The sequence below is a fragment of the Saccharopolyspora gloriosae genome (assembly GCF_022828475.1).
GTDB classification, from domain to species: Bacteria; Actinomycetota; Actinomycetes; order Mycobacteriales; family Pseudonocardiaceae; genus Saccharopolyspora_C; species Saccharopolyspora_C gloriosae_A.
Map to the genome: position 1 here is coordinate 2,602,226 of NZ_CP059557.1, position 25,531 is coordinate 2,627,756.

The following is a 25,531-nucleotide window of genomic DNA, read 5'->3' on the forward strand; positions in this document are numbered from 1 at the left end:
GGCCGGGTCAGGTTTGGGCGCCGACGGGGTGGCGGCCCTCGGCGAACTCTTCGACGATCTGGGAGCAGAACGCGGGCAGGTCGTCGGGGTCGCGGCTGGTGACCAGGCCCTGGTCGGTGACGACTTCCTGGTCGACGACATTGCCGCCAGCGTTGCGGATGTCGGTGCGGATACTGGGAAACGACGTCAGGGTCCGACCACGGAGCACGTCGGCCTCGACCAACGTCCACGGGCCGTGACACAGCGAGCCGACCGGCTTACCGGACCGGACGATGTCCCGCACGAAACCCACCGCGTCGGAGTTGACCCGCAGCCCGTCAGGGTTGACCGTGCCACCCGGCAGGATCAGGGCATCGAAGTCGTCACCGGACACGTCGGAAACCAACCGGTCCACGGTGAAGGTGTCGCCTTTGTCGATGTCGGCGTTCATCGACTGGATCTCTCCGGTGTGGATCGACAGCAGCGTCACCTGCGCCCCGGCCTGCTCGACCGCCTCGCGGGGCCGGGTCAGTTCGACCTGCTCAACACCGTCGGTGGCCAGGATCGCGACCCGCCGGCCGCGCAGCTCATCTGACATGGGAATCGCACCTCCCAATAGTGTGGCGGAAACCACGGTGTTGCCCGGTCAGGCCGGGTCGAAACTCTCGCCGAGTCGCGGTCCGGGCCGATCGGCGGACGGTGCGGACGGCGGCGAGCACCGGGCCCACGGTGCTCACCCTTGCCTCGCAGCGCCGGCTGAATGCGCCTAGTGCCTGTGCAGAGACGCCACGCTCAGAACGCCGGATTGGGGCCAGCGAGCCAAAATTGCGGGTTGTGGGCGAGCCACGATGCCCTCCTCATCGGTCCTGGCGTTAGCACAGCGTCGAAGCCGGATGCCGGACCGTCGTCGGGCCAGATCCCTACCGGCACCAGGTTGGCTACGCCCGCTGCTCCACCGACGAGACCTCACTGCTCAACACCAGCATCTGGCCGAACTCGGCGTAGCCGCCGAGGGATCTACCTCGACCACGGGCTCACTGGCACAACCCGCGCCCGACCCGGCCCCGATCAGCCACTCGCTCTTGTTCAAACTGGCGACACGCTCGTGGCGCCTGAGCTCGATCGCCTTGCTCGGTCGGTGCCGGATCCTCGCTCCATCGGTGACGACCTCGCCGCGCATGGCATCGCCCTGTCACTAGGCAGACATGTCTACGACCCCGCCGTTGATGCGCTCCGGGTTCTGTGCAGGCTCTGATTCCAGGAAGGATGCGGAGCGTGGCAGCACAGAAGAAGTACAGCGATGAGCTGCGTGAGCGGGCGACGCGGATGGCGTTGGACGCGGTCGAGGCCGAGGAGCAGCGGATGGTGGCGATCCAGCGGTTCGCGGGCCAGTTGGACGTGCATCCGGAGGCGTTGCGGTCGTGGGTCAAGCGTGCCGAGGTCGACGCGGGCACGGCGCTGGGGCGCACGACGAGGACGCGCGGCTGATCGCGGAGTTGGAACGCGAAAATCGTGAATTGCGGCGGGCGAACGAGATCCTCAAGACGACGTCGGCGTTTTTCGCCGCAGTGGAGCTCGACCGCAAAACCAAGTATACCCTGAGGATTCCGACGAGTTTCGGGAGGTGTCGCTTGCGGTGGCCATCGCCTATATCGATGCCGACCGCGAGCGGGTAGTCGAGGGGCGCAAGCTCGGGGTCGAGCCGATCTGCGCTGTGCTGAACGAGGCGGGAGCGCGGATCGCCCCGAGAACGTATTGGGCATTCAAGAACCGTGCCTCATCGAAAAGGCGGCGCGGGAAGAGGAATTGAAAACGGCGATTCAGCGGGTGTTTCACGCGAACTACTGCGTGTGCGGGGCGCGGAAGATCCATGCTCAGTTGCGGCGGGAAGGCGGTGGCGTGGCGCGCTGCACCGTGGAGCGGCTGATGCGTCAGATGGGATTACAGGGACTCCGGCGAGGTCGGCGAACTCGCACGACGGTGGCTGAGGGTGTGCCGACGGCGGCGGATCTGGTCGAGCGGTCGTTCACCGCTGTCGGCCCGAACCGCTTGTGGGTTGCCGATATCACCTATATCCGAGCCTTTCGGGATGGGTGTATGCCGCGTTCGTGATTGAGGTCTCTTCCAGGATGGTGGTCGGGTGGCAGGTGTCGACCTCGCTGCACACGAATCTGGCGCTGGACGCGCTGTAAATGGGGATCTGGGCCAGGAACAGAGCCGGTCACGACGTGGCCGGGCTTGTCCATCATTCCGACCACGGAGTGCGGTATCGAGCGATACGCTATACCGAGCGTCTGGCCGAAGCCGACGCGGTCGCATCCGTGGGCTCCCGGGGCGATTCCTACGATAACGCGCTGGCCGAAGCGTTCAATTCACTCGTGAAAGGAGAGTTGATCCACAACCCGGCATCCTGCGGGCGAGGCTGGTACTCGATTCGGGATGTTGAGATCGCCGTAGCCGAATACGTCGACTGGTACAACCACCGGCGCGTCCACGGCCAACTCCGCCGGCACACCCCGGCCGAGGTCGTGTCGGCCGACCAACCGGCAGGCTACGATCAGACCATTGAGCCCACCCGGGCCCGATGACAAGGCACAACGCCTGCATCAAACCCGGGGCGCATCACCGACCCGATGGGGAAGATGTTTTTCAACATCTTGGCCACCTTCGCCGAGTTCGAGGTTGACCTGCTGTGGATACGCACCCACGGGGGCATGACCGTGGCCCGCGCCAAGGGCAAGCTCCGTGGCAAACAGCCCAAGCCTTCCCCGACGCAGCAGGCCGAACTGCGACGTATGCACGCCACCGGCGACTACACGATCACCGAGCTGTTCGCCGTATCCCGGTAGATCTCGATGGGCGTGGCAGCTCCGGAGACGATCGGCACGTCGCGATCGCTGGCCAGCTTGATGGCGTCGGGGGCGGCTAGTGGGGGTGAACGGGCATTGCGTGCCCGCGTCCACCGACACGTCGACCTCGAGCTCGTTGGGCAGGCTAACCATGCCGAGGAAGGCGGCGTCCGGCAGACGCGCGCAGCTCGGCAGCGATGCCACCGCATCCGGCGTGGTCAGCGTGAGCTCGATGACGCGGACACCTGCCCTGTAGACCAGCGCCGCGACATCGAGAACCGGGCGCGCGGATGCGGTCAGAGGATCGCGATGACCTCGGGCTGGCCGAACAGGCGGGGACTCATGCTGTGGGCACCGCGAAGCGCTGGTAGGCGTCCGGGCTGAGATCGACGCCGATACCGGGCGCGTCGGAGGTGGTCACGTAGCCGTCCCGCACCTCCAGCGGGCTCTTCAGCAGTCCGTCCCAGCCCGGACCGCCGTAGGCGTCGACCTCGATGAGCGGCGCGTTCTCGCACGCCAGGATCAGGTTCAGCCCGGCCGCGAGCGCAATGCCGGTCCCCGAGGAACACGCGATGTGCGGCACGCAGGTGAGGTTCCAGGTACTTGCCAGGTCCGCCACCCGCTTGGCCTCCGAGATACCGCCGACGCTGGTGCAGTCGGGCTGGACGACATCGAAGATGCGGCGAGTCAGCAGGTCGATGTACTCGAAGCGAGTGAGCAGCGACTCGCCTCCGGCCAGCCGCAGTGAAACCCGTTCGGCGAGCCAGGAGTGGTCGTCCACGTACTGGGTCAGGCTGCGCGACAGAATCGGCTCTTCAAGCCAGGCGACGTCGAGGGCTTCCAGTTCGCGGGCGAGCCGCAAGGCGCCACGGCGGTCGTAGGACATATTGGCGTCGACCATGAGATCGACCTCGGGCCCCACCGCGTCGCGCACCGAGCCCACCAACTCGACCGCCTGCACCAGCTCCTCGGTGGCTCGCAGCTTGATCGCGCTGAACCCGTCTGCCACCGCCTTGCGGCATTCCTCGACGATCTCGGCGGTGGGCTTGAGCGAGGGCGCGAAGTACGCGCGGACGCTGGGTTTCGACGCGCCCAGCAGCCGGTACACCGGCTGATTTGCGATCTTGCCGAGCAGGTCCCACAGCGCGATGTCCACGCCGCTGATCGCGTAGGTCTCGATGCCACGACGGCCCCACATGTGCGTCGCGTCGAGCATCTGCTGCCACAGCGCACCGATGTCGCGAGGGTCCTTGCCGATGAGCATCGGCGCGAGCTGGGAGTTGATGATCGGCCCTACGGTAGGGAAGTACTCCGCCGAGAAGCCGGCCTCGCCGATTCCCTCGAACCCCTCGTCGGTGGTGAGCCGGACGACGATCCCGCCCTTGACGTGGACGGCCATGGCCCCCCAGCGCAGCTCCTCCTCGAGCGGAGAGCCGAGCGGCGTCGCAGAGACACCAGTGATTCGCATGTATAGAACTCCTTGTTTCGCGTGGTGGACACCGCGTCCAGGACTTACCCCGCACGGGCGGCCGGAGGGTGCTCCGGCGCTAAGGGGTGTTTAGGAATTGCTTTGCGTAGCGGTGCGGGTAGCAGAACCTGAACGGTTACGTGGACTCCGTGCGCCACTCCTGACGTATGCCAATTACACGGTCCCGGCTTACTCGTCACGAACCGCTAAGGAACTCGCGGCGGTGCTAGTTGAGTCCCACATCTGAAACAGGGGCTCCGCCACATTCTTAAAGAGCTCCTAGCCGCCGGCCTGCTCCTTCAGCTGCGGGACGAGCTCGTGCCAGTCGTACTCCGGTGCGAAGTACTCGGTCGTGCTGTACGTGCCGTCCATGGTGTCCTTGAGCGTTTTCGGCCCGGGGAAGCCGATCGTGCGCCAGCCCATCCGGTCCTTGTTCCCGCCGTACACCGGATCGCAGTAGAAGCCCTGCCGCACGTGCAGGCACAGCGCGTCGAAGAAGGACAGGCCCTCATCGAAGCAACCCTGGAGGAAGGTACCGACCGCTTCGGTCGTGCCGAGCGTGACCGGATTCGGCTTCGCGGCCCCGGAGAGAATCTCCAGCACACGGTCCTGTTCGGACTCGACGAGTGCCTTGAACTGCTCGCCGAACTCCCGCTCCGCGATCGCGTCTAGTTCGACGATGCCGTCGCGATAGGTCCGCTGCATGTCGGCCATCCGGGCCCGCCACGCGTCGGCGAACTTGCCGGTGAGCTTGAGGAACCCGCTGCCGTCCGCAGCCGCGAAGACGTAGTCGGTGCCGGAGAGGTAGCGGTCGAGGAACACGATCACCCGGGCCTCACGCGCACCGGGGTCATGGTCGGTGGGAATGATCCGGGCGGCGGCCGCCTCGATGGTCTCCCAGCCGTGTTCGGTGAGGAAGAGCCGCTCGTCGGAATCGGGATCGACTGGCCCGCCGACGATCTCCCAATCAGCCTTGAGGGTCATGACCGCACTCCTTTCTTGTCCTGGGTGGAATTCAGCCCACCTTGATGCGCTCTTCGCGGCCCTTGGCGTAGACCTGGGTGATGTAGTCACAGGCGCGCCACGCGTTGGCCATCATGGTGAGCGTCGGGTTGACCCCCGTCGAGCTTGGGAAGCCGGCGCCGTCCACCACGAAGAGGTTGTCCACGTCGTGGCTCTGACACCATTCGTTGAGTACCGTCGTCGCCGAGTCGGTGCCCATCCGCGCGGTTCCGTGCTGGTGGCAGGTGTTGCCGGTCATCCGCTGCAGGTACACCGGAATCGTCTTGCGCGCCCCGGCCGCCCGCAGGATCTCTGAATTCTTGTCCACCTGCCACTTGCTCATCGCGACGTCGTTGACGTGCGGCTTGTGCGTTATCCGCGCGACCGGCAGGCCCCAGGCGTCCTTGACCGCCGGGTCCAGGTCGACCCGGTTCGACTCGACCGGCATGTCGTGCAGGATCGCACCGATCTTCATGGCGAAGCTGAAGTAGTCGCGGTCAGCGTCCTTCATCCCCTGGCCCCAGGTCGGACGGCCGGGGAACACCATGTTGATCGGGTGGCAGGTCTGCGAGGCCGAGATCAGGCAGCCACCGATGTGCCCGCGGTCCTCGTCAGTCTCGTAGAACTCGAACGTGCCGCCGCTGATGTAGTTACCGGTCCAGCCGTACAGAGGGTCGTCAATCTCCTGGTCGAACAGGCCCACCGCGAAAACATACTCGTGGAAGGTCGCATTCTTACCGACCTGTCCGCTGGAGTTGCCCAGCCCGTCCGGGAACGAGGGCGACTTCGACATCAACATCAGCCGCGCGGACTCGATCGCCCCCAGGCTCAGTACAACGATGCCGGAGTCCTGCTCCACCTCGTTGCCGTCCGGGTCGATGTAGATCACCCCGGTCGCCCTGCCGTCCTTGCCGACCTTGATCTCGCGGACGAAGGACTCCGCGCGCAGTTCGAAGTTGCCTGTCGCCACCGCCTCCGGGATGAAGGTGGTTAGCGTATTGGACCGCGCGGTGCTCGGGTCGCCGTACTGGTTCCAGAAACTGGTGGTGTTGAAGGGATCCCGGCCCTTGTGCTGGTTGGTTACCATCGCGTGCGGGATCGGGAAGCCGTTGATGCCGAGTTTGTTGCACGCCTCGTAGAACCGCTTGCCGAAGCGAGTCGGGCGCAGCGGTGCGCTTGGGTAGTCCTTGCTCCGGTACGGCTCATACTTGTCGGCACCGGCGATGCCGGAGATGCCGAACTCCCATTCCACCTTGGTCAAGTAGGGCTCGAGGTGCTCGTAACGGATCGGCCAGTCGGCGAGGTTCGCGCCGTCGAGGTCGCCGTGCAGGGAACGCTGGAGGAAGTCCGACTCCCGTGGCCGTGGCACCCAGCCCGCCCAGTGGTTGGTGCCACCGCCGACCAGCTGTGGGGTGGGAGAGAAGGGGAACGGCTCGGCCACCGACTCCTCGTCGTGGCGCAGGGTGCGTGGGAACAGTTTCGGGTCCGGCCACAGGTAGTTGCGGTTGATGAACTTCAGCTCGTCGCCGGAGTAGTGTTCCTGCGCTCGAAGCCAGGGGCCGCGGTCGAACCCGACGACCTTCATCCCCGCCTCGGACAGAACCTTGGCCGCGGTGCCGCCGGTCGCTCCCAATCCGACCACGATCGCGTCGACCGGGTCCGGTTTCCTGGTGTGTGTCATGGTATTCTCCTTCGCGCCTTAGAAACCCGGCGCATCGCCGTTCGCGGGCGTCATGGTCTGGGCGAGGATGTCGTCGTGTCGGCGTTTGATGTATTCCGCGCACCGCACGGCGACGGCCTGCAGTGTGCTGGTCGGGTTGACTGCGGCCCCGGTGGTCAGCGAGCTCGCGTCGGCGATGAACAGGTTGGGCACGTCCCAGGTTTGGTTCCATTTGTTGGTCACGGAATCCTCGGGGGTGTTGCCCATCCGGCAGGTGCCCATGATGTGCCAGCCGGGCGGCGGCCCCTCGACACCGCCTATGCCGGTGCTCGCGGTGTCGATCACGCCGCCGACAGCGTCTGCGGCCTCGCGAGCCCGCTGCCTGCCCCAGTCGATCAGCCGTCGGTCGTTCTCGTGCAGCTCGTAGTGCACATGCGGGGCGGGAAGGCCGCTGGAATCGGTGACCGCGGAGTTGAGGGTCACCCGGTTGGTCCGCGCCGGGAGGTCCTCACCCTGCACGTAGACCAGCGCATGCCGACCGAAGTGCTCGTTGAAGAACTTCCGGTGCCCGGCGCCCCACGGCGCGATGTTGCCGGTGTTGGTGCCCAGCGCGCTGTTCGCCGCGCCCAGAGCGGTGCCGACCTGCAGCGAGAACCCGTTCACGAAACCGCGTTCGGGGTCGGTGTCGTAGAACTGCTGGCTGTAGAGCACTGCGGGTTCCGGTCCCTTGAACCCTTCCATCGGTTCATCGAACCAGAAGTCCTCGAAGGACCAACTGTGAAACATTAGATGCGTGCCGACCAGCCCGTTGGAGTTGGCCAGGCCATCCGGGTGACCCTCCTGCGCGGACATCAGCAGCAGCCGCGGCGTGCCGATCGAGTTGGCGGCCACTACCACGATCCGCGCGCGCACGTCGTGCCTGGAACCGGTGATCCGGTCGACGTAGGTCGCCCCGGTGGCGCGCCCGTTCTTCGAGTTGATCCGCTCGACGCGGGCATTGGTGCGCAGGTCGACACCGTTGCGCAGCGCCCTGGGCCAGTAGGTCACGTCGGTCGAGGCGATCGCGTGCCGTGGACAGCCGCCGAGGCAAAAGCCGCAGTCGTTGCAGGGCAATCGCGCGTCCTTCGGCTTGGTCAGGATCGCGTTGTCCGCGGGCCACCAGTGCCAGCCGAGCTTGTCGAAGCCCCGGCCCATCTTGTGCCCGACCTTGCCGCCGCGGTTGGCTGGCCCCCAGCCCTCGGGACGCGGCGGATTACCGGGATCGCCGGTCCTCCGCGCCACCCCGATTTCGGTGTCGTTGATGGAGTAGAACGGCTCGAGCTCCTCGTAGCTGATCGGCCAGTCAATGGTGCCCTCGACCCCGTGCTCGGTGCCCTTGCGAAAGTCGACCGGCTTGAACCGCGGCCATGCACCGGCGTAGTGCAGCGTCGAGCCACCGACGCCGTTCATCAGCATCGGTTCGGTGTTCCCGGTGATCGGGTAGTCCTCGGGGAACATCCGGACGTTGGGGTGCCAGGACCAGGCGCGGTGGCGCTCGAGCTCCCAGCCGTCGTAGAAGTGCGGGTGATCCATCGGGTGCAGCCAGTCGCCCTGTTCCAGGCAGACGACCTTGATGCCGCCATCGGACAAGCGCTTGCTCATCGCCGCGCCGCCGGCGCCCGCGCCGATCACCAGCACGTCGGTTTCGGTGTAGGCGTCCATCAGCTAGTCGCCTCCCGTAGGTGGGCGGGGACCTCGACGCGCCGGACGTCGGCGGTGCGCCGGTACGAACCGCGCACCCGGGCGAGCAACTCGTCGTCCCAGTCGTCCATCACGTCGGTGTAGCCGTAGGGCTGCGGGGACAGGCGGTAGTCCCGGCCTGCGCGCAGCGTGCGGTTCATCGTGTGGACGACCGCGGGCCGCGAGTAGTAGGCGTAGTACACAACGTCGCGCAGGTGCAGGAAGAACTCGGGCTGGTCCTGTTCGAGTCCAGTCAGGATGGTCACGCGTTCCGCGGCGGTGGCCTGGAGGAAGCCGTCCCCCAATATATCCAGCCGTGCTTTGAAGTCGTCCTCGCCGAGAAACGGGAACCATTTCGCGTCCTGCCCGGCGGGGGTGACGTACCTGGTGATGAACGACAGGACGTCGACCTCGCTCGGCGGCGGGAAGCCGGCGCCGCCGGGGATGAGTTCGTCGGCCACCGCGTTGAGCACCGCGCCCTGCCGTTCGGTCAGTCGGACAGGAGGGAGCCAGCCCCCAAGCGGTGGTTTGCCGCCGGCGGCGGAAAGTTTGAGGTCCACCACGTGCCTGCTCCTTTGCATGACGTCTGGTTCCGAGGCGCGCCCGAGCCGGTCGACCCGGGCGCGCCCGTTGGTGGTGGTTGGTGGCGGGGATGGAGTCGTTGTGGACGGTCAGTTCTTCTCGAGGTATTCGACGATCGCGCGGCCGAAGTCGGGCAGGTCGACCGGCGTGCGGGAGGTGATCACGTTCCCGTCGATGACGACCGGCTCGTCGATCCAGGTGCCGCCCGCGTTCTCTACGTCGTCCTTGATCGGCAGATATCCGGTGATCTTGCGGCCCTTGGTGGCGCCGGCGGAGCAGAGCATCCAGCCGGCGTGGCAGATCGCGGCGACCAGCTTGCCCGACTCGTAGGTGTCCCGGACCAGCGCGACCATCTCCGGGTGTAGGCGCATGTTGTCCGGCGCGAAGCCGCCCGGGATCACGATGGCGTCGAAGTCGCCCGCGGACACCTCGGCCGCGGCGGCGTCGACCTCCATCGGGTAGTGCTCTTTGCTGTCGTAGCTGCTCTTGGTGCCGCTGCCGATCACCTTGACCTCGGCGCCCGCTTCCTGCAGGCGCAGCTTCGGGTACCAGCCCTCGAGAATCTGGTACTCGTCTTCGATCAGCAGGGCTACGCGCTTACCGGAAAGCGACATGATTTCCTTTCTCGTAACGGGATTGGGTGTCTGGGACGCCGTTCAGGCGCCGATCATCCGCAGGAACTCGATGCTCGTGCGCACGTCGCCGTGGTTGGCGTGGATCTGGCGCAGCGCTTCCCAGTGCTGGCCGAAGCCCAGCGGATCCTCCTTGCCGGAGGGAATCGCGGCCGTGGTGTCCGCGAGTACGATCATCTTGTGGTCCTGGTTGGCGCCGTCGATCGCGGTGGCGATCTGGCAGTTGCCGGTGGACAGCCCGGCCACCACCAGGGTGTCCGCACCCGCCCGGCGCATGTACTCGTTCAGTGCGGTGCCGTAGAACGAGCTGAACCGGTGTTTGCGGAAGACCGGCTCGTCGTCGAGCGGTTTGAGGTCGTCGACCAGCTCGTCTCCGCCGTTGCCCCAGGCGCCGGGGAAGGTGGCCAGCTGGCCTTCGATGCCCCACTTGGTGTCCGCGAACCCGGCGTCCTTGCCGTCCGGGCGCAGGCCCCACAGCGACCAGGCCACCGGGATTTCCTTGGCGCGGCAGGCTTCCAGGACGTTCTTCACAGGTTCGACGACGTCCTTGCCCTCGGGCGCACCGCCAGTGCTCGGGATGTACATCGCACCGCCGGGCTCGGCGCAGGCCTTCTGCATGTCCAGGACGAGCAGCATCGTCTTCTTCGGGTCGATCGTCGGCGCGACCCAGTTCGACCGGTCGATCCACTCGTCGATGTGCTCATAGGTGTAGTCGAGCGACGACATTGTTGCTCCTCCTTGTTCGCGACTGCGAATACGATTTGCCGACCACTGGGTGGCAAGGGAAATGAAACGGTGGTTGCGCCGTTTGGAAATGCGCCTTTGTGGAAGTGCTCTACCGGACGGCCGTCTCGGTGGCGGAGTCGAGGTGTTGCACGATTTCTCGCTCCACCTCACGAATGTGTTTGACCGCGGCACTCCTGGCTTCCCGGACGCTCCGGGCGAGAATGGCGGCCACGATCCTGCAGTGGCTGTTGTGTGCGGATTCGCGCCGTCCGGGTAGTTGAATGACGCGGTGTGAGTAGGTGATGAACAGGGGCATGATGCTCTCGTAGACGCGTTCCCAGATTCGGTTCTTCGTGACTTTCACGATGGCTCTGTGCAGTTCCGCGTCCAGTTTTACGAAAGCGTCGTTGGACAGGCTGGGATTACTCGCCTCGTCGAGTATCCGCTGCAGCTCCTCCGCCTCGTCGTCGGTGATGCGCTTAGCGGCCATCCCGGCGGCATCCCGCTCTAGGGACAGGCGTGCTTCGAACAGTTCCGGCACGGTGAAGTCGTCGAACAGCAGCAGTTCGGACAGCATGGGCACGGGTTTCGTGTTGCTGACCACGAAGACGCCGATTCCGTGGTCGGTGCGGAGCAGGCCGTTGGCCTCCACGAGGCGCAGCGCTTCCCGCATCGAGCTGCGACCGACACCGAACTGTTCGGCCAGGGTGCGTTCCGGGGGCAGCTTGTCGCCGGGCTGGTACTGGCCCTGCTCGATCAACTGTTCCAGTTGCGCCGCTACCGAATCGGATACCTTCAGGCGCCGGACCGGCTCGATGCGCCGGTTGCCGCGGTCAGTCATCTTCGCAACCTATCTCGGGACCGGACTCCCTGTCCCGCTTCGTGAGCGGAGGAGTGGTCAGGTGGTCTGAACAGTAGGCAGGTGCTTCGGAACCTGTCAAGCGCCCCCTCGGGTCCGAATCCTTCGCGTTTCCGTTGGCGTACAAGGAATATCCTCGGCGGCCACAGAGTGTGGCCCGACCTGGCGGAGCTCGGAGGCTCTGCCCTTGACAGCCCTGGACGCCGCATTAGAGTTCAGACCACCTGACCACTCTTGCGAAGGGATCGCCCCAGAAATGGCCGACGGTGAAGTGCTGGAGATCCGGGACGAGCGTCTGCGCGAGCTCGTGGTGGACGAGCCACTGGCCCGCCTGCAGACCGGTTTCCGGTTCATTGAAGGCCCTGTGTGGAATCAGGCCGAGGGATACCTGCTGTTCAGTGATATCCAGGCCGACCGGATGTATCGCCGGTCTGCGACAGGGGAGCTGACCACGTATCGGCGGCCCAGCCGGATGGCCAACGGGAACGCGTACGACGGTGCGAGTCGACTGCTTACCTGCGAGCACGCGACCAGCAGGCTTGTGCGCGAGGAGGCCGACGGCGGCCTGTCCGTGCTCGCCGAAAGATTCGATGGTCGGGAGCTCAACAGTCCGAATGACGTCGTCGTGGCTAAAGACGGCACAATTCTGTTCACCGATCCGGTGTATGGGCGTGTTGCTCCCCACGGTGTCCCACGCGAGCCGGAACTGCCGTTTCGCGGCGTCTATAAGGTCGATCCGGCCAGTGGTGAACTTTCCCTGCTGGCAAAAGATTTCAACGGTCCCAACGGGCTCTGCCTCTCGGTGGACGAGCGGTACCTGTTCGTCAACGACACCGAGCGCCTGCACATCCGTCGGTTTGGCTTCGACGGTGGGGCCCTCACCGGCGGTGTGGTGTGGGCCGAGGTGGCCGGCGAAGGTATCGGCGTGCCCGACGGCATGAAGGTGGATTCCTCGGGAAACCTTTATTGCACGGGGCCTGGTGGGATCCACGTCTTCGATGCCGACGCGACCTGTCTTGGCGTCATCCGGGTTCCAGAAAACCCGGCGAACTTCACGTGGGGGGGACGCGACCTATGCTCGTTATACATCTGCGCTACGACTTCGCTCTACCGGTGCCGGACGAAGCTGCCGGGACTTGCACCGCCGACCACGAAGTCCGTGAAGCAATGTCCGCCGACGAATTGACTCTCACCGGACTGTCAGCGCCGGAGCTGTTCACAAAGGTTTCAAGTCTCAGGCGACGGCGTCCGCGTGTTGCGGGTGCCCGGCCGGGCTGCTGAGATCAAGCTAGCGGGGCCGTCGGCCGGGCGCGAACAGTCGTTCAGGGCCATGAAATCTTTACCTACGACGCCGGTCAGTAGCCCTCTAGTTGATTAACTCACAATCTAACGTCGCTGGGCCGTCAATGTGGCGGCCGTCTAAGGGGTCCTTTCAGAATGCTGTGGCAAGGAGTTTGCGGGCGAGGATCATGCAGTGGGTGAGGTGGAGTAGGCCTTCGTGGATGTCGTCGCGGGTTTCCCAGCGGATGCGGAGTTTGCGGGGACCGTGGAGCCAGGCGAAGGCGGCTTCGACGACCCAGCGGAGTGTGCCGAGGCCGGATTCGTGCTGATCACCGCGACGTGCGATGCGGGGTGTGATGTTGCGGTCCCGTAGCTGGTGCCGGTATTTGTCGTGGTCATAGCCGCGGTCGGCGTAGACGTGACGGGGTGTGCGGCGGGGTCGGCCTCGGACTCCGCGTACCGGTGGGACCGCCTCGATCAGCGGTATCAGCTGGGTGACGTCGTTGCGGTTGCTGCCGGTCAGCAGCACTTGTAGCGGGGTTCCGCGGGCGTCGGTGATGATGTGGTGTTTCGAGCCCGGCCTGCCCCGATCAACCGGGCTCTTGCCCACTTTTGGGGAACCACGTCCTCGTTTGGCCTGGATCTGCGAGGAGTCCACCACTGCGCGGGAGAAATCCAGCTGATCGGCCGCACGCAGCTTGGCCAGCAGGACCTCCTCCAGCTGTTCCCAGACACCGGCCTGCTGCCACTCCGCCAACCGGCGCCAGCACGTCGAGCCCGAACCGAACCCGAGTTCCTGGGGCAGGAACTCCCACTGGATACCGGTGTAGAGCACGAACAACACACCCTGCAACGCCTTACGGTCATCGATCCGACACCGCCCCGGATGCCGAAACCTTCGTTCATGCCTGGGCAGCAACGGTGCGATCACCGCCCACAGCTCGTCACTGACCTCCCACGGCCTCGGGCGAGACATCCCACGCTCCAACCACAAACGCGATCAACACACACCCCCACCATGCCAAAACAAGATCATTCTGCAAGGACCCCTAAGCGATGCGCGAAGTGCGTCTGAGATCTTCCGGGTTGAGCGTTCGTTCTTGCAGTGGTGCCCGACGAGGAACCATCCCCGCGTGCGCGGGGCCGACGGACAACTGGTGTTCCTGCACCGCGACGGCGACGAACCATCCCCGCGTGCGCGGGGCCGACATCAGCTACTTCGCGTTCAGGTACTGCCACTGGGAACCATCCCCGCGTGCGCGGGGCCGACCATTCACCGAAGGCGGCACCCCATCCAACGCCGGAACCATCCCCGCGTGCGCGGGGCCGACTCGCCGTTCGCGACCGCGAGCACGGCGTCGGTGGAACCATCCCCGCGTGCGCGGGGCCGACGCCAACCGGACTCGTGCGGCCGATGGCACGGGGGAACCATCCCCGCGTGCGCGGGGCCGACGATGACCTGTCTAGCAATGGCGGACGCGTCTACGAACCATCCCGCGTGCGCGGGGCCGACCCCCTGTTCCCCCTTTACCTGGATCAGCTGGGCGAACCATCCCCGCGTGCGCGGGGCCGACGGCGGATGGCTGTCGGACAAGTCCCAAGCCCCGGAACCATCCCCGCGTGCGCGGGGCCGACGGCACGCAGGAACGTCGAGCCCTTGGGAGTCGCGAACCATCCCCGCGTGCGCGGGGCCGACGGCCACGAGGCCACGTAAACCGCTCGTTGCCAAGAACCATCCCCGCGTGCGCGGGGCCGACTTCGCGCTGGGCACGTTCCTACGGTCGAGGGCAGAACCATCCCCGCGTGCGCGGGGCCGACTCCGCCCCACTCGATCGCGCGGCGCTGTATGCCGAACCATCCCCACGTGCGCGGGGCCGACGACCACAACCCGCACGGAGACACGCACCGGGCGGAACCATCCCCGCGTGCGCGGGGCCGACGCCCGTCACCGTGTCCACGCGCGCCGCGGCGAGGAACCATCCCCGCGTGCGCGGGGCCGACCGTGGGTCAGCCACGCCGAGGCCACTGCCGCGCGAACCATCCCCGCGTGCGCGGGGCCGACGGCGGCATCCAGGCATGGCCCGGGGCCGACTGATCGAGACCGAGGCGCCGCTCGATCTGCAACGAACCATCCCCGCGTGCGCGGGGCCGACCGAGCCGGATCCGGGCTTCCGCCGCCAGGACCCGGAACCATCCCCGCGTGCGCGGGGCCGACCTCCGGTGCGCTCGGCGAGGGCGCCGAGCAGGCGAACCATCCCCGCGTGCGCGGGGCCGACTGGCCGAACGCGAACGGCCCTGCGGCGCGTGGAGAACCATCCCCGCGTGCGCGGGGCCGACCGGCGGCCGTCCGTCGAGGGCGGTGTGTCCGCGGAACCATCCCCGCGTGCGCGGGGCCGACACTTCTTGACCTGGTGTTTTATCTCGGGCAGGGCTGGTTTTCATTCACTCCGGATCGCGGGCAGGCGTGTAGCTTGGTGGTCGGGTTCATGTGCTCTCGGTTCGCAGTGCGGGGCGGCGTAGGTGGGTGTGGGCGTTGTTGTGAAGATCACCTACCTGGGTGACCAGGAAATCCTCCCACTGCGCGACCCCATTTCGCGGGCGCGGACGAAATCCTCCCAAAATCCTCCCAAAAATCGACACAGGCGGTTTCGGGAGATCCACTACATGATCGACACCGCAACATCAAAAAGCCCGCTGACCTGCACTTTCGTGCTAGATCAGCGGGCTTCCGTGACCGTCGGGACGGCGGGATTCGAACCCACGACCCCTTGACCCCCAGTTGCATCGGGGGCCAGCGGCATGCTCAGGTCTGTTCTTCGAGGTCAGCTTCCAGTGTACCCAGCGAAGTAAAGGAGTCCGTTTCGCTTCGGGTGCTCGTGGTGTGTGGGTCCAGAATAGGCGTTCGTCAACCGTCGAGGTATGGCTCTCGCTGCGGTAGTTGTGTCACTGACGAAAGTCGGTTGAAGGGCTTGCTCGGGAGTTGATGTGGATTTGCCAGCGTTGACCCGAGGGAATCGGTCGCATCACCGCCCTGTTCATCATGGCCGCCCCGATCGCCAGCGCGACCGGAGCGCCGTTGGCGTCGCTCGTGCTGACCCGCCTCGACGGCACCTTCGGGCTGCACGGCTGGCAGATGTTGTTCCTGCTGTTGGGGTTCCCGACCATCCTGCTCGGCATCGTGATCTTCCGGCTGCTGCCGTCGCGGCCGGCCGAGGCGGCTTGGCTGTCGGCTGAGGAACGGCGCTTCCTCGAGGGAGAACTCGAACGCGAACGTCCGGAGACGACCGGGGCCCCGCCCGTATCGCCGTTCTCCGCGCTCAGGTCTCCGCAGGTGCTGGCGCTCGCGCTGATCTTCTTCGGCTTCAACGCGGGAAGCTACCTGCTGAACTTCTTCCTCCCGCAGGTGATTCGGTCGTTGGGGCCGGGCACCGCGGCCGGGATATCGACCGTGCAGGTCGGGTTGCTCACCGCCGTTCCGTGGCTGACCGCGGTCGCGGTGATGTACTTCGCCGCCCGGCACTCGGACCGCACCGGCGACCGGGTGCGGCACGCGTTCGCCGGTGCGTTGTGCACCGCACCGTGGAGCAGCACATAGCCAGTAGGCGCCATCCCCCGGTTGACAGCGCCAACCGGAATGCTTACGTCCGTAGATCGAAGCTACCGGACCACCAGCACTCCTGTCGGGAAGTAGCGTCAACGACTTAACAGTGACCGTTAACGACGTAACAGGCTGAGGCAGACGAGACCGTCGCGATTTCGACAATGCGGCGGTAGGGGCGCAGGCGGTAGGGAAGCGGTCGACGAGGGCTTCCCAGCGTGGCCGGATCCGGCGGTAGGTCTGGCGGGCTTCGAACCAGAGGTGGGTCTGATCAGGGCGGTGCGGGCTCCGGGGTAGCCGAGGCCGAGGAAGAACGTGGTGATCCCGATGGTCAGCACCGGGGTGATCCAGATGGCGATGCCGGGGATCGGGTCGATGCCGAGGAAGAGTCGGCTGGCGGTGGAGGTCGTGCGGGGCAGGTGGACTCCGGCGAGGTTGATGAGCAGTCCGGTGGCGGCGAGGTGCAGGCTCAGGCGCGCGGGAGCGAGTGTGGGGACGAGTTGGGCGCCGCAGGCATAGGCGGCAGCGTTGTGTTTCGCGGTGATTCGACCGCGATCAGCAGAGTGCAAGTAGCACCGCCGAGTTCGGTGAAAGGTTCGCTCACGCCGCTGCTATCTAGCCATCGGCCGCGGCGTTGCCGGAAGACGTGTGGTTTGTGATGAGCGCCGACGCGCCTTGTTCGGGTTTGGTGACCGTGTCTCGGTCGATCTGTTCTGTGAGATACCGATGCATCAACTCGCGAGCATCGAGTCGGAATAGGTTGAGTCGACGGGTGTGCCGCAGGAGGAGCAATCCGGACGCGTGTGCAAACGCCTCCGCGGTCAGGCGTGTGGCGGCCTCGGCGTCAAACAGCTCGGCTGCGGCATTGCGGGCTGGCTCCAGGGTTGCGAGCAGTGCGGCGTTGAGCTCGCGATTGGTTTCCTCGTCGGAGAGCCCGTGCGGTGCCATGCCGCCGGAGAACAGGTAGAACCCCATGTCCAGGTCGCGGGGGTTCTCGTCGTAGAAGTCGAAGAAGGTCAGCCCGGCAGCGACGTAGCGGGACGCTGCGGTGGCGGCGTGCGAGGCGGCGGCTTCGGTTGCGTTCTTCAGCCGCCTGAGCGACTCGTTCAGCGCTGCCGCGTAGATGTGCTCCTTGCTCGGGAAGTAGCTGTAGATCGCTCCCGGGGTGTAGCCGGCCTCTTTGGCGATCGCCCGCATGCTGGCCTCGCGCAGCCCGTCACGGGCGAAGACCCGCAGCGCCCCCTCGAGTATCAGCGCTCGCTTGGTCTCGTTCACCGCGTCGAGCCGTTCTGCGCGCGCACCCTCAGGCATGTCCTTGGTCCTTCCCTTCGTGTTGACGGTGACGCTACACTCTGAACAGTGTTCAATAGGCCGAACGTTGTTCAGACATCGAGAGGGAGAGCTAGCTCATGACTGCCGTCGCCGCCATTGGTGCCAGCGAGCGAGTCGCCGACTACACGGACCGCTTCCAGGCCTTCCTCGACCAAGAGGTTGCCCCGATCGAGGAGGAGCTGACTCAACAGAATGTCGGCACTGCCAGCCAGCCGCAGTTCGACGAGCTGGGACGGATGCATCCGGCGGTGTGGGAGGCGCGACGGCAGGTGCAGCGCCGCGCGGGTGCCCTTGACCTCTACGCACCACACAACTCGGTCTCTGCGGGTGGCAGGGGTTTCAGTCGGGTGGAGATGCATCACGTTGAGGAGTTCGTCTACCGTCGGTCCGGTCTTGGGCTCGGGCTGGCCGCGTTGGCTTGGACGGAGGGGCCGAACCCGGCGATCGAACGCTGCTCGCCGACCATGAGGGAGCAGTATCTGCAGCCGCTGATCGCGGGGGAGATCACGGCGGCGTTCTGCAATACCGAGCCCAGTGTCGGCTCCGATGTCCTGGCGATGTCCACCCACGCAACCCGCGACGGCCATGACTGGATCATCAACGGGAAAAAGGCGTGGATCACTAACTCGCACTTTGCCGATGTCTTGCAGGTCGTGGCTGTCACTGGACCCGGCGCCCGGACCCGCTCGCTGTCGATGTTCCTGATTGACGCCAACGCACCCGGGGTCACCCGCGGGCGTGATCTGCCCACGATGATGGCCGACGGTTTGACCGGCACCCTGGAGTTCAGCGACGTGCGGGTTCCGGCCGAGAACGTCGTCGGCGAGATCGGCGACGGTTTCGCGCTGGCAATGTCGTGGATCAACTGGCGCCGACTCTGCCGTGGCGGCATGTGTGCCGGCTGGGGTGCCTGGCTGCTCGAGCGAGCTCTTGACTACGCCCAGGATCGGACGTCGGGTGGCGAGCCGATCGCGGCACAGCAGGCGGTGCAGCACATGTTGGCGAACATGGACACCGACATCTACCAGGCCCGCTCGACGTCTCTGGTGGCGCAGGCCGAGCTTGATGAACTGGGGCCATTCGCAATTCCGATGCACTCCGATGCTCCCCGGCTGATCAGCCTGGTCAAGGTGATCAACGACGAGGCGTTCTTCCGCGTCGCAGACACCGCGGTGCAGGTGCGCGGTGCGATGGGGCTTATGCAGGACTCGCCGGAGGAGAAGCTGTTCCGGGTCGCACGAAACCTCCGCATCCCGGCAGGAACATCTGAGATCCAGCGCAACGGGATTGCGCGAGGCCTGTTGAAGAGGCGAGCCGCATGACGACCCTGACGACCCCGCTCACGCAGTACTCACCGGGCGGAGGGTGTGCTTGCAAGATGCCGCAGAGCCTGCTCAACGACGTGTTGGCGTCGTTGAAGGCGGGCGATGGCGCCCCTGCGGAAAGTGGCCGCACCGCTCGTGCTGGTGCGGCTCTGAGGGTCGGGTTGTCTCCCGCCGATGATGCGGCTGTTCTTGACATTCCTGGCCTTGAAGGCCGTTCCCTGGTGATGACCACCGATTTCCTGACTCCGATGGTGGATGATCCCTACGCCTGGGGACGCATTGCGGCCACCAACGCCCTGTCGGACGTCTACGCGATGGGTGGGCGCCCGCTGCTGGCGCTGAACCTGCTCGCTTGGCCGGAGAACCTGGACCGTGCCCTGCTCGCGGAGGTTTTGCGGGGAGGCGCGAACGCGGTCGCCGATGCCGGCGCGGTGCTTGCCGGCGGGCACAGCATCGTTGACCCAGCCCCCAAATACGGTCTGGCCGTCGTGGGCGAAGTCGACGAGAGCTCTATCCTGCGCAAGGGCGGAGGTCGTGCGGGTGACCTGCTCGTGTTGACGAAGCGGCTCGGCGCCGGGGTCATCGGCACAGCGGTGAAACGGGGGCAGGCGCCGGGCTCGGCCGTCGGTGAGGCGGTCGCCATGATGAGCCGTTCCAACGCCTCCGCGGCCGGAGTGGCTACTACCGCAGGGCTTCGCGGTGGGACCGATGTCACGGGATACGGCCTCATCGGCCACCTGCACGAGATGGCGTCGGCGGCCGGTCTCGAAGCCCGAATCCGGCCGGAGGCCGTTCCGCTACTTCCCTCGGTTGCTGAGCTCGTGCGGCAGGGTTGCGCCCCTGATGGCAGTCGCCGCACTCTCACTGATGCGCTCGCCGCGGGCTGGTTCGCCCCCTCCACCGCCGACCAGACCACACAGCTGCTGTTGGCAGATGCCCAAACATCCGGCGGCCTGCTGCTTTGCGTCCCCCCGGCCATTGCGAGTCCGACGATCGCGGCCTTGCACGAGCGGGGTGATGCGGATGCAGCCGTGGTCGGCGAACTCGTATCCGGACGTCCGGGGCACGTCGTGATCGAGACACCGCTAGCGGCCAAGGGAGAGGAGTAGGGATGGATCGTTTGAGTTGTGTGACCGGCCGGTACCAACCGGTGCATGAACAGCACTTGGAACTGTTCGAGATCGCGCTGCGTGATGCCGACCACCTCATCATTGCGATCACTAATCCTGATCCCGTTGCCCGGCAGGAGGAATCGACCTCGGCACACCGGCATCTGGCCGAAGCCAACCCCTTCACCTACTTCGAACGCGCGCGGCTCCTGTACACGGCACTGGCCGACCGGGGCCGGGCGGAGCAGACGACCATTGTGCCGTTCGATCTCACCCGGCCGGAGTGCTGGCCGCACTATGTCCCGCTGCGCGCCCGGCAGGTGGTGCGCGCCTACAGCGACTGGGAACGCCACAAGGCGGGACTGCTGGCGGATGCGGGCTATCGGCTGACGATGCTCGACGGTGACCCCGCCACCAAGGTCTCCGCCACCGACATCCGCGCACGCCTGGCGGGCAAGACGGCGACGTGGACGGATATGGTGCCCGCTTCCATCGCACCGATCCTGACTGAACTACTGAAAGAGCGGGCAGCAGCACGCATCGGAGGTCGGTGATGGCGCCACCTGGATACGGCGAAACCCAGCCTCGGTTGGACGACGACCGGCTGCCGATCGTGCTGGTCATATTCGACGGGCTTGGCGATCGCCCCATCCCGGAACTCGGAGGGCACACTCCTGCCGAGGCAGCCCACACCCCGCACCTCGATGCCCTGGCCCACGACGGCGCTTCCGGATGGCACCTGCCGTTCGGATGGGGGCGCGCACCGGCTTCGGAACTGGCCCACTGGGCGATGTTTGGCTACGCCACGGTGCCCTTCCCCGGGCGCGCCGTGCTGGAAGCACTCGGCGCCGGACTCGACATCGCCCATGACTGTGCGGTCACCCACGCGGCGCTGCGCACCTCCCGCCGCGACGGCAACCGCCTGTGGATTACCGGACGAGCCAGTGTCGACGATGACGCCGACATCGTGGCCCTGTTGAGCGGCCTCGGGCCGGTGCTCGCCGAGCATGGGATGACCCTGCAACGCCACGGCAAGACCGGCGAAGCGCTGCTGACCGCCCCCGCTCACGGGTGTGCGCAGGTGACTGACTCGGATCCGCTGTTCGAGAACTTCCACCCCTGGATGCAGCCGGTCCCGACCAGCGCGGAGGGATCGGCCTTCGCCGCAGCGCTCACCGCGGCCCTACAGGCAGCACACCGTTACCTGCGAGCCAGCGATATCAACGCCACGCGGGAACGCCGCGGGCTGCCTGCGCTGGACGTGCTCACGACGAAGTGGTCCGGCCGCTACGGCGAAATTCCTTCATTCGTCGAGCAGGTCGGCGTTGCCGGTGCCGCGGTCACCAGCACGCGTCTGTACCGCGGGATCGCCACAGCCCTGGGCATGGCCTCGGTACACCTGCCCCCGGTCGACGACCCGGCTCGCGACATCGCAACACGACTCGAGGCCGCAGACGCACTCATCGCCTCCGGCGCCCGCTTCGTGCACGTCCACACCAAGGCCACGGACGAGGCCGGTCACACCAAACAACCCCACGCCAAACGCGACGTCCTCGCGGCACTCGACCGAGGCCTGACCGGCCTGTCATCCCTCGCCGACAGGGCGATCGTCGCGGTGACGGGTGATCACGCCACACCCTCCACCCACGGGGTGATGCACACAGCCGACCCGACTCCCTTGCTCGTTGCCGGCCCGACGGTAAGACCCGACACCGTGACCGAATGGGGAGAACTTCCTGCGCGTGACGGGTGGTGGGGCAACGTCCGCGCCGAGGAACTGCTGCCCCTGCTGTTGGGGCAGGCTAACCGGCCAGTCTTCCTCGGCCATCGCATCACCACCCACCCGGTAATCGCACTCAGCGATACACCCCTTCCCATGCCCGTCACCGAAGACGGCATGACCGTCCGACGCTGACCTCGGGGGCAACCCGCTCCAGGTCCCGCCGCTCCGCCACGTCGGCAACCCTCGAGGTGCCGGAGCGGCCCCTCACCATTCTTTTCAGACCGGAAGCCCGTGACAAAGCAGTCACGGGGATCGGAGCAGCATGATGGGATATCAGGAGACCTTCCGCGCCAGCATCGAGGAGCCCGAGACGTTCTGGCGCGAGGCCGCCACGGCAATTGACTGGCACCGCGCACCGGAACGCGTCCTGGACGGCACCGCCGCACCCTTCTACCGCTGGTACCCGGACGGACAGCTCAACGCCTGCCACAACGCTCTAGACCGCCACGTACAAGCTGGCCATGGCGACCGCGCCGCGCTGATCTACGACAGCCCCGTCACCGGGACCAAGAAGATCTACACCTACAGCCAGATGCTCGAGGAAGTGGCGCGGTTCGCCGGCGCACTGACCAAGATCGGCGTCGGCCACGGAGACCGGGTCGTCATCTACATGCCCATGGTCCCCGAAGCCGCGATCGCGATGCTTGCCTGCGCCCGCATCGGCGCGGTCCACTCGGTCGTCTTTGGCGGATTCGCCCCGAACGAGCTGGCGATCAGGATCGACGACGCTGCCCCCAAAGCCGTCGTCACAGCATCGTGCGGTATCGAAGGCACACGGATCATCGAATACAAACCGCTGCTCGAGCGCGCATTCGAACTGGCCGATCACAGCCCAGATCACTGCATCGTTCTGCAACGCCCCCAGGCGGTCGCCGAGCTAGGCGACCGCGATCTCGACTGGTCCGAGATGATCGCCACTGCCAAACCTGTTGCCTGTGTTCCGGTGGTTAGTACCGATCCGCTCTACATCCTCTACACCTCGGGTACGACGGGCAAACCCAAGGGCGTCGTCCGTGACACTGGCGGCTACGCCGTCGCCCTGGCCTGGTCGATGCGCGCCATCTACGACGTCGGCCCTGGCGAGACGATGTTCAGCGCCTCCGATGTCGGTTGGGTCGTCGGGCACTCCTACATCGTCTACGGGCCATTGCTTGCTGGCGCCACCACGGTGTTCTTCGAAGGCAAACCTGTCGGGACACCGGACCCGGGCCAGTTCTGGCGAGTCATTGCCGAGAACCAAGTGAAGGCCCTGTTCACCGCGCCCACCTCGCTGCGAGCGATCAAAAAGGAAGACTCGGAAGGTTCCTTCCTCGACGACTACGACCTCTCCAGCTTGAGCACCGTGTTCCTAGCCGGCGAGCGCCTGGACCCTGAAACGCTCCGTTGGACTCAAGACCGCCTCGGCATTCCGGTCATCGACCACTGGTGGCAAACCGAGACCGGCTGGCCGGTCGCCGCGAACCTCGTGGGACGGGAGCCCCTGCCCGTCAAGCCTGGATCCGCGAGCGTTGCGGTCCCCGGTTGGAACATCACGGTCGTCGACGCCGTCGGCGGTCCTGTACCGCGCGGCACCGACGGCACGATCCTGTTGAAACTGCCGCTGCCTCCGGGTGCGCTGACCACGCTCTGGAACGACGATGAACGCTACATCTCCTCGTACTTGTCCGAGTACCCGGGCTACTACGCTACCGGCGACGGCGGACACATCGACGATGACGGCTACGTGTTCATCATGGGCCGTACCGACGACGTCATCAATGTGGCCGGCCACCGGCTCTCGACCGGCACCATGGAGGAGGCCCTCGCTGCGCACCCGGCAGTCGCAGAGTGCGCCGTGATCGGCGTGGCAGATCCCCTCAAGGGGCAACTTCCTCGAGGATTCGTTGTGCTGAAAGCCGGTGACCATCACGACGAGGCCACCGTCGTTGCCGACCTCATCGCGCTGGTCCGCAACCGAATCGGAGCAGTGGCAGCGCTCAAGGATATCTCGATCGTGCCAGCCCTACCCAAAACTCGCTCCGGCAAGATCTTGCGGAAAACCATGAGGGGAATCGCCGATGGCGCTGACGAATCGGCGCCTTCGACCATCGAGGACATAGCCGTGCTCGATGCGCTCCGCCCCGTTCTCCGACGCGACTGAGTGTGTTGGAGTGAGAAAAGCAGTTGTGTCAAGGAATTCGACTCATGAGGCGCCCCGCGGACGCGCCCCCGCGGACCAGTCTCTACTGATTGACGACCAGTTTTGGCCTGGCCGTGGCGCTGAGCGTTACGGCCCAACCCATATCGGCGGGACTGCGTCTGCGCCTAACCAGCCGGTCCGGCATGCTCTGCCGGTCGTTCAACGCTTGTGTGCGGCATTCCTGAGGTGGCGGCGTCGGGGTTGGTGTTGCCGGCGTTGTGGCGAGTTCCCGTGCTATGCCGCAGCGGTGCGGGCGGCTCGCTGAAGTGCGATGCCACCAGCCGAGAGGTTGTCGTGGGTTGTCCCGCGCAGCACACCGGACACTTGCACCGGCAAGCTCGCGCCGGGTCTGAGCCAGCCGCTCCGGCAACGGAAGGCGGTCGGTGCAAGTTCCTCGAGTTGCGTTGGAAGGACTCGAGGTCTGGGTCGGCCGCGGTGGGGTGAAGCTTTCTCGATTGGCGACGGTCAAGATCAAGCGGCGATTTCCTGGCGCGACGGGAACGTGCGGCAACACGTTTGCATCCCGCCGGAACGAGAAGGAGCACGGACCGCTGAACTGCGATGGACCGAAAAACACCGGTTGTTCAGGGTCCACTACCTTGACGCGGTATAGGTCAGTTGTCGGTCAGCGCCGTGTGGATGGCCGGGGGTGCGGCTTGCGGTCGTCCTGCTGCGAGGACGAGGTGGCGGTGGCGGAGGGCGTCGAGGTTGTGGGTGGGGTTGCCTTCGACGCTGAGTAGGTCTGCGGCGTGTCCGGGGGAGAGCGTCCCGGTGCGGTGGTCGTTGTCGAGCAGGGCGTCGGCGGTTTCGGTGAGGGTGTGGCTGATGTCGTCGGGGTCGTCGTTGATGCGTGTGCAGGCTTCGAGGAGTTCGTCGAGGTGGGTGCAGTTGAGGATGGCGTCGGCGAGTTCGGAGTCGGTCGTGGTGTGCAGGAGGGTGGCGAGTGTGGTCGCGTCCATGTGGTGATGCTGTGGGTTGAGGAGTGGCGCGTGGAGCGTGTGAGTGTGGGTGCGCCCGGTTGGACTAGTCGGTGATTTCCCTTCTACTCGGGAAGTTGTCGCGTCCCGAGTCTCTTTACCGGCTCGGTTTCCGGCTTCTGCGCCGAGGAGCGATGCTTGTCTTGCCCTATCCGCCGCGTTCGAGCCCCGCATTCGCGGGGCCGACTCCGCACCGGCGGAGCCGGTGCTCCACCGGCGTAGGAGAGAACACCCCCACATGCGCGGAGCCGACCACGGTGGCCTTGTTCAGGTCCACCGGCACCTGGAAACCTCCGTATGCGCGGAGCCGACGAGGTCGACCGCCTGCTGCAACAGCATCTGCGGGGAACACCCCCGCGTGCGCGGGGCCGACACTTCTTGACCTGGTATTTTATCTCGGGCAGGGCTGGTTTTCATTCACTCCGGATCGCGGGCAGGCGTGTAGCTTGGTGGTCGGGTTCATGTGCTCTC

General features: G+C 66.0%; 25 protein-coding genes and 2 CRISPR repeat arrays. Of the genes, 12 read left to right on the top strand and 13 right to left on the bottom strand.

Going from position 1 to position 25,531, the window contains the following annotated elements:
- Positions 1 to 7: 7 nt before the first annotated feature.
- The gene (locus tag H2Q94_RS11120; RefSeq protein ID WP_243794453.1) at positions 8 to 577 is read right to left on the bottom strand and encodes a type 1 glutamine amidotransferase domain-containing protein; all 570 of its coding nucleotides are present in this window, start codon (positions 575 to 577) and stop codon (positions 8 to 10) included.
- A gap of 162 nt (positions 578 to 739) precedes the next feature.
- Between H2Q94_RS11120 and H2Q94_RS11125 the strand changes: the two genes are divergently transcribed.
- The 5 genes from H2Q94_RS11125 to H2Q94_RS11145 all read left to right on the top strand — a co-directional run bounded on the left by H2Q94_RS11125 (position 740) and on the right by H2Q94_RS11145 (position 2,828).
- Complete coding sequence (locus tag H2Q94_RS11125; RefSeq protein ID WP_243794454.1) at positions 740 to 1,234, top strand: recombinase family protein; 495 nt, start codon at positions 740 to 742, stop codon at positions 1,232 to 1,234.
- A 20-nt stretch (positions 1,235 to 1,254) separates the two neighbouring features.
- Entirely contained in the window at positions 1,255 to 1,467 is a 213-nt protein-coding gene (locus H2Q94_RS11130; RefSeq protein ID WP_243794455.1) for a transposase, read from the top strand.
- A gap of 267 nt (positions 1,468 to 1,734) precedes the next feature.
- Complete coding sequence (locus H2Q94_RS11135; RefSeq protein WP_243794456.1) at positions 1,735 to 2,091, top strand: IS3 family transposase; 357 nt, start codon at positions 1,735 to 1,737, stop codon at positions 2,089 to 2,091.
- A 116-nt stretch (positions 2,092 to 2,207) separates the two neighbouring features.
- Entirely contained in the window at positions 2,208 to 2,567 is a 360-nt protein-coding gene (locus H2Q94_RS11140) for an integrase core domain-containing protein (RefSeq protein ID WP_243794457.1), read from the top strand.
- Positions 2,568 to 2,612: 45 nt separating this feature from the next.
- Positions 2,613 to 2,828 carry a recombinase family protein gene (locus tag H2Q94_RS11145; protein WP_243794459.1) on the top strand — a complete coding sequence of 72 codons (216 nt, stop codon included), beginning with the start codon at positions 2,613 to 2,615 and terminating at the stop codon, positions 2,826 to 2,828.
- A 340-nt stretch (positions 2,829 to 3,168) separates the two neighbouring features.
- Here the strand turns inward: H2Q94_RS11145 and H2Q94_RS11150 are convergent, their stop codons facing one another.
- From H2Q94_RS11150 to H2Q94_RS11185, 8 genes are all read right to left on the bottom strand, one after another.
- A complete protein-coding gene (locus H2Q94_RS11150; protein ID WP_243794461.1) occupies positions 3,169 to 4,296 on the bottom strand; it encodes a mandelate racemase/muconate lactonizing enzyme family protein in 1,128 nt (375 codons plus the stop codon).
- 279 nt (positions 4,297 to 4,575) lie between these two features.
- Positions 4,576 to 5,280 (bottom strand): gluconate 2-dehydrogenase subunit 3 family protein, encoded by a 705-nt coding sequence (locus tag H2Q94_RS11155; RefSeq protein WP_243794462.1) that lies wholly within the window; start codon positions 5,278 to 5,280, stop codon positions 4,576 to 4,578.
- Positions 5,281 to 5,311: 31 nt separating this feature from the next.
- A complete protein-coding gene (locus H2Q94_RS11160) occupies positions 5,312 to 6,979 on the bottom strand; it encodes a GMC family oxidoreductase (RefSeq protein WP_243794465.1) in 1,668 nt (555 codons plus the stop codon).
- Between the two features lie 18 nt (positions 6,980 to 6,997).
- The gene (locus H2Q94_RS11165; protein WP_243794466.1) at positions 6,998 to 8,659 is read right to left on the bottom strand and encodes a GMC family oxidoreductase; all 1,662 of its coding nucleotides are present in this window, start codon (positions 8,657 to 8,659) and stop codon (positions 6,998 to 7,000) included.
- On the bottom strand, positions 8,659 to 9,240 hold the full coding sequence (locus H2Q94_RS11170) for a gluconate 2-dehydrogenase subunit 3 family protein (RefSeq protein ID WP_243794469.1): 582 nt from the start codon (positions 9,238 to 9,240) through the stop codon (positions 8,659 to 8,661). Before H2Q94_RS11170 ends, H2Q94_RS11165 begins: the two co-directional genes overlap by 1 nt.
- 108 nt (positions 9,241 to 9,348) lie before the next feature.
- Entirely contained in the window at positions 9,349 to 9,873 is a 525-nt protein-coding gene (locus H2Q94_RS11175) for a type 1 glutamine amidotransferase domain-containing protein (RefSeq protein WP_243794471.1), read from the bottom strand.
- 42 nt (positions 9,874 to 9,915) lie between these two features.
- Positions 9,916 to 10,617, bottom strand: coding sequence for a cysteine hydrolase family protein (locus H2Q94_RS11180; RefSeq protein ID WP_243794472.1), 702 nt, complete (start codon positions 10,615 to 10,617; stop codon positions 9,916 to 9,918).
- Between the two features lie 109 nt (positions 10,618 to 10,726).
- Positions 10,727 to 11,458, bottom strand: coding sequence for a FadR/GntR family transcriptional regulator (locus H2Q94_RS11185; RefSeq protein WP_243794473.1), 732 nt, complete (start codon positions 11,456 to 11,458; stop codon positions 10,727 to 10,729).
- A 274-nt stretch (positions 11,459 to 11,732) separates the two neighbouring features.
- On the opposite strand from H2Q94_RS11185, the gene H2Q94_RS11190 reads away from it, so the two are divergent.
- Positions 11,733 to 12,662, top strand: a complete 930-nt coding sequence (locus tag H2Q94_RS11190) for an SMP-30/gluconolactonase/LRE family protein (RefSeq protein ID WP_243794474.1) — start codon at positions 11,733 to 11,735, stop codon at positions 12,660 to 12,662.
- Positions 12,663 to 12,908: 246 nt separating this feature from the next.
- Here H2Q94_RS11190 and H2Q94_RS11195 read toward each other — a convergent pair whose 3' ends face one another.
- Positions 12,909 to 13,733, bottom strand: a complete 825-nt coding sequence (locus H2Q94_RS11195) for an IS5 family transposase (protein ID WP_243788901.1) — start codon at positions 13,731 to 13,733, stop codon at positions 12,909 to 12,911.
- 144 nt (positions 13,734 to 13,877) lie between these two features.
- A CRISPR array of direct repeats spans positions 13,878 to 14,211; the repeat unit is 28 nt; unit sequence GAACCATCCCCGCGTGCGCGGGGCCGAC.
- Between the two features lie 92 nt (positions 14,212 to 14,303).
- Positions 14,304 to 15,155: a CRISPR direct-repeat array (repeat unit 28 nt; unit sequence GAACCATCCCCGCGTGCGCGGGGCCGAC).
- 624 nt (positions 15,156 to 15,779) lie between these two features.
- Here H2Q94_RS11195 and H2Q94_RS11200 point away from each other — a divergent pair.
- Complete coding sequence (locus H2Q94_RS11200) at positions 15,780 to 16,352, top strand: MFS transporter (protein WP_258718708.1); 573 nt, start codon at positions 15,780 to 15,782, stop codon at positions 16,350 to 16,352.
- 119 nt (positions 16,353 to 16,471) lie between these two features.
- On the opposite strand, the gene H2Q94_RS11205 is transcribed toward H2Q94_RS11200, so the two are convergent.
- Both H2Q94_RS11205 and H2Q94_RS11210 read right to left on the bottom strand, forming a co-directional pair.
- Complete coding sequence (locus tag H2Q94_RS11205; protein WP_243794476.1) at positions 16,472 to 16,924, bottom strand: hypothetical protein; 453 nt, start codon at positions 16,922 to 16,924, stop codon at positions 16,472 to 16,474.
- Positions 16,925 to 16,970: 46 nt separating this feature from the next.
- Positions 16,971 to 17,666 carry a TetR/AcrR family transcriptional regulator gene (locus H2Q94_RS11210; protein WP_243794478.1) on the bottom strand — a complete coding sequence of 232 codons (696 nt, stop codon included), beginning with the start codon at positions 17,664 to 17,666 and terminating at the stop codon, positions 16,971 to 16,973.
- Between the two features lie 98 nt (positions 17,667 to 17,764).
- Here H2Q94_RS11210 and H2Q94_RS11215 point away from each other — a divergent pair, with 98 nt between their 5' ends.
- From H2Q94_RS11215 to H2Q94_RS11235, 5 genes are all read left to right on the top strand, one after another.
- The gene (locus H2Q94_RS11215; protein ID WP_243794479.1) at positions 17,765 to 19,009 is read left to right on the top strand and encodes an acyl-CoA dehydrogenase family protein; all 1,245 of its coding nucleotides are present in this window, start codon (positions 17,765 to 17,767) and stop codon (positions 19,007 to 19,009) included.
- On the top strand, positions 19,006 to 20,121 hold the full coding sequence (gene selD / locus H2Q94_RS11220; RefSeq protein ID WP_258718685.1) for a selenide, water dikinase SelD: 1,116 nt from the start codon (positions 19,006 to 19,008) through the stop codon (positions 20,119 to 20,121). Before H2Q94_RS11215 ends, selD begins: the two co-directional genes overlap by 4 nt.
- Positions 20,122 to 20,123: 2 nt before the next feature.
- Positions 20,124 to 20,675: a cytidyltransferase gene (locus tag H2Q94_RS11225; protein ID WP_243794482.1), complete on the top strand. Its 552-nt coding sequence runs from the start codon at positions 20,124 to 20,126 to the stop codon at positions 20,673 to 20,675.
- Positions 20,676 to 20,710: 35 nt separating this feature from the next.
- Positions 20,711 to 22,036: an alkaline phosphatase family protein gene (locus H2Q94_RS11230; RefSeq protein WP_243794483.1), complete on the top strand. Its 1,326-nt coding sequence runs from the start codon at positions 20,711 to 20,713 to the stop codon at positions 22,034 to 22,036.
- A gap of 130 nt (positions 22,037 to 22,166) precedes the next feature.
- On the top strand, positions 22,167 to 24,044 hold the full coding sequence (locus H2Q94_RS11235; RefSeq protein WP_309501147.1) for a propionyl-CoA synthetase: 1,878 nt from the start codon (positions 22,167 to 22,169) through the stop codon (positions 24,042 to 24,044).
- A 653-nt stretch (positions 24,045 to 24,697) separates the two neighbouring features.
- On the opposite strand, the gene H2Q94_RS11240 is transcribed toward H2Q94_RS11235, so the two are convergent.
- Positions 24,698 to 25,042 carry a hypothetical protein gene (locus tag H2Q94_RS11240; protein WP_243794484.1) on the bottom strand — a complete coding sequence of 115 codons (345 nt, stop codon included), beginning with the start codon at positions 25,040 to 25,042 and terminating at the stop codon, positions 24,698 to 24,700.
- Positions 25,043 to 25,531 lie beyond the last annotated feature (489 nt).

Excerpts from the sequence above, each read along its gene's own strand:
- H2Q94_RS11210 (WP_243794478.1), bottom strand. The coding sequence starts at position 17,666 with ATGCCTGAGGGTGCGCGCGCAGAACGGCTCGACGCGGTGAACGAGACC.
- H2Q94_RS11165 (WP_243794466.1), bottom strand. The coding sequence starts at position 8,659 with ATGGACGCCTACACCGAAACCGACGTGCTGGTGATCGGCGCGGGCGCC.
- H2Q94_RS11120 (WP_243794453.1), bottom strand. The coding sequence starts at position 577 with ATGTCAGATGAGCTGCGCGGCCGGCGGGTCGCGATCCTGGCCACCGAC.
- H2Q94_RS11145 (WP_243794459.1), top strand. The coding sequence starts at position 2,613 with ATGGGGAAGATGTTTTTCAACATCTTGGCCACCTTCGCCGAGTTCGAG.
- H2Q94_RS11195 (WP_243788901.1), bottom strand. The coding sequence starts at position 13,733 with ATGTCTCGCCCGAGGCCGTGGGAGGTCAGTGACGAGCTGTGGGCGGTG.
- H2Q94_RS11225 (WP_243794482.1), top strand. The coding sequence starts at position 20,124 with ATGGATCGTTTGAGTTGTGTGACCGGCCGGTACCAACCGGTGCATGAA.
- H2Q94_RS11125 (WP_243794454.1), top strand. The coding sequence starts at position 740 with ATGCGCCTAGTGCCTGTGCAGAGACGCCACGCTCAGAACGCCGGATTG.
- H2Q94_RS11235 (WP_309501147.1), top strand. The coding sequence starts at position 22,167 with ATGATGGGATATCAGGAGACCTTCCGCGCCAGCATCGAGGAGCCCGAG.
- H2Q94_RS11240 (WP_243794484.1), bottom strand. The coding sequence starts at position 25,042 with ATGGACGCGACCACACTCGCCACCCTCCTGCACACCACGACCGACTCC.
- H2Q94_RS11150 (WP_243794461.1), bottom strand. The coding sequence starts at position 4,296 with ATGCGAATCACTGGTGTCTCTGCGACGCCGCTCGGCTCTCCGCTCGAG.
- H2Q94_RS11160 (WP_243794465.1), bottom strand. The coding sequence starts at position 6,979 with ATGACACACACCAGGAAACCGGACCCGGTCGACGCGATCGTGGTCGGA.
- H2Q94_RS11190 (WP_243794474.1), top strand. The coding sequence starts at position 11,733 with ATGGCCGACGGTGAAGTGCTGGAGATCCGGGACGAGCGTCTGCGCGAG.
- H2Q94_RS11215 (WP_243794479.1), top strand. The coding sequence starts at position 17,765 with ATGACTGCCGTCGCCGCCATTGGTGCCAGCGAGCGAGTCGCCGACTAC.
- selD (WP_258718685.1), top strand. The coding sequence starts at position 19,006 with ATGACGACCCTGACGACCCCGCTCACGCAGTACTCACCGGGCGGAGGG.
- H2Q94_RS11155 (WP_243794462.1), bottom strand. The coding sequence starts at position 5,280 with ATGACCCTCAAGGCTGATTGGGAGATCGTCGGCGGGCCAGTCGATCCC.
- H2Q94_RS11185 (WP_243794473.1), bottom strand. The coding sequence starts at position 11,458 with ATGACTGACCGCGGCAACCGGCGCATCGAGCCGGTCCGGCGCCTGAAG.
- H2Q94_RS11180 (WP_243794472.1), bottom strand. The coding sequence starts at position 10,617 with ATGTCGTCGCTCGACTACACCTATGAGCACATCGACGAGTGGATCGAC.
- H2Q94_RS11175 (WP_243794471.1), bottom strand. The coding sequence starts at position 9,873 with ATGTCGCTTTCCGGTAAGCGCGTAGCCCTGCTGATCGAAGACGAGTAC.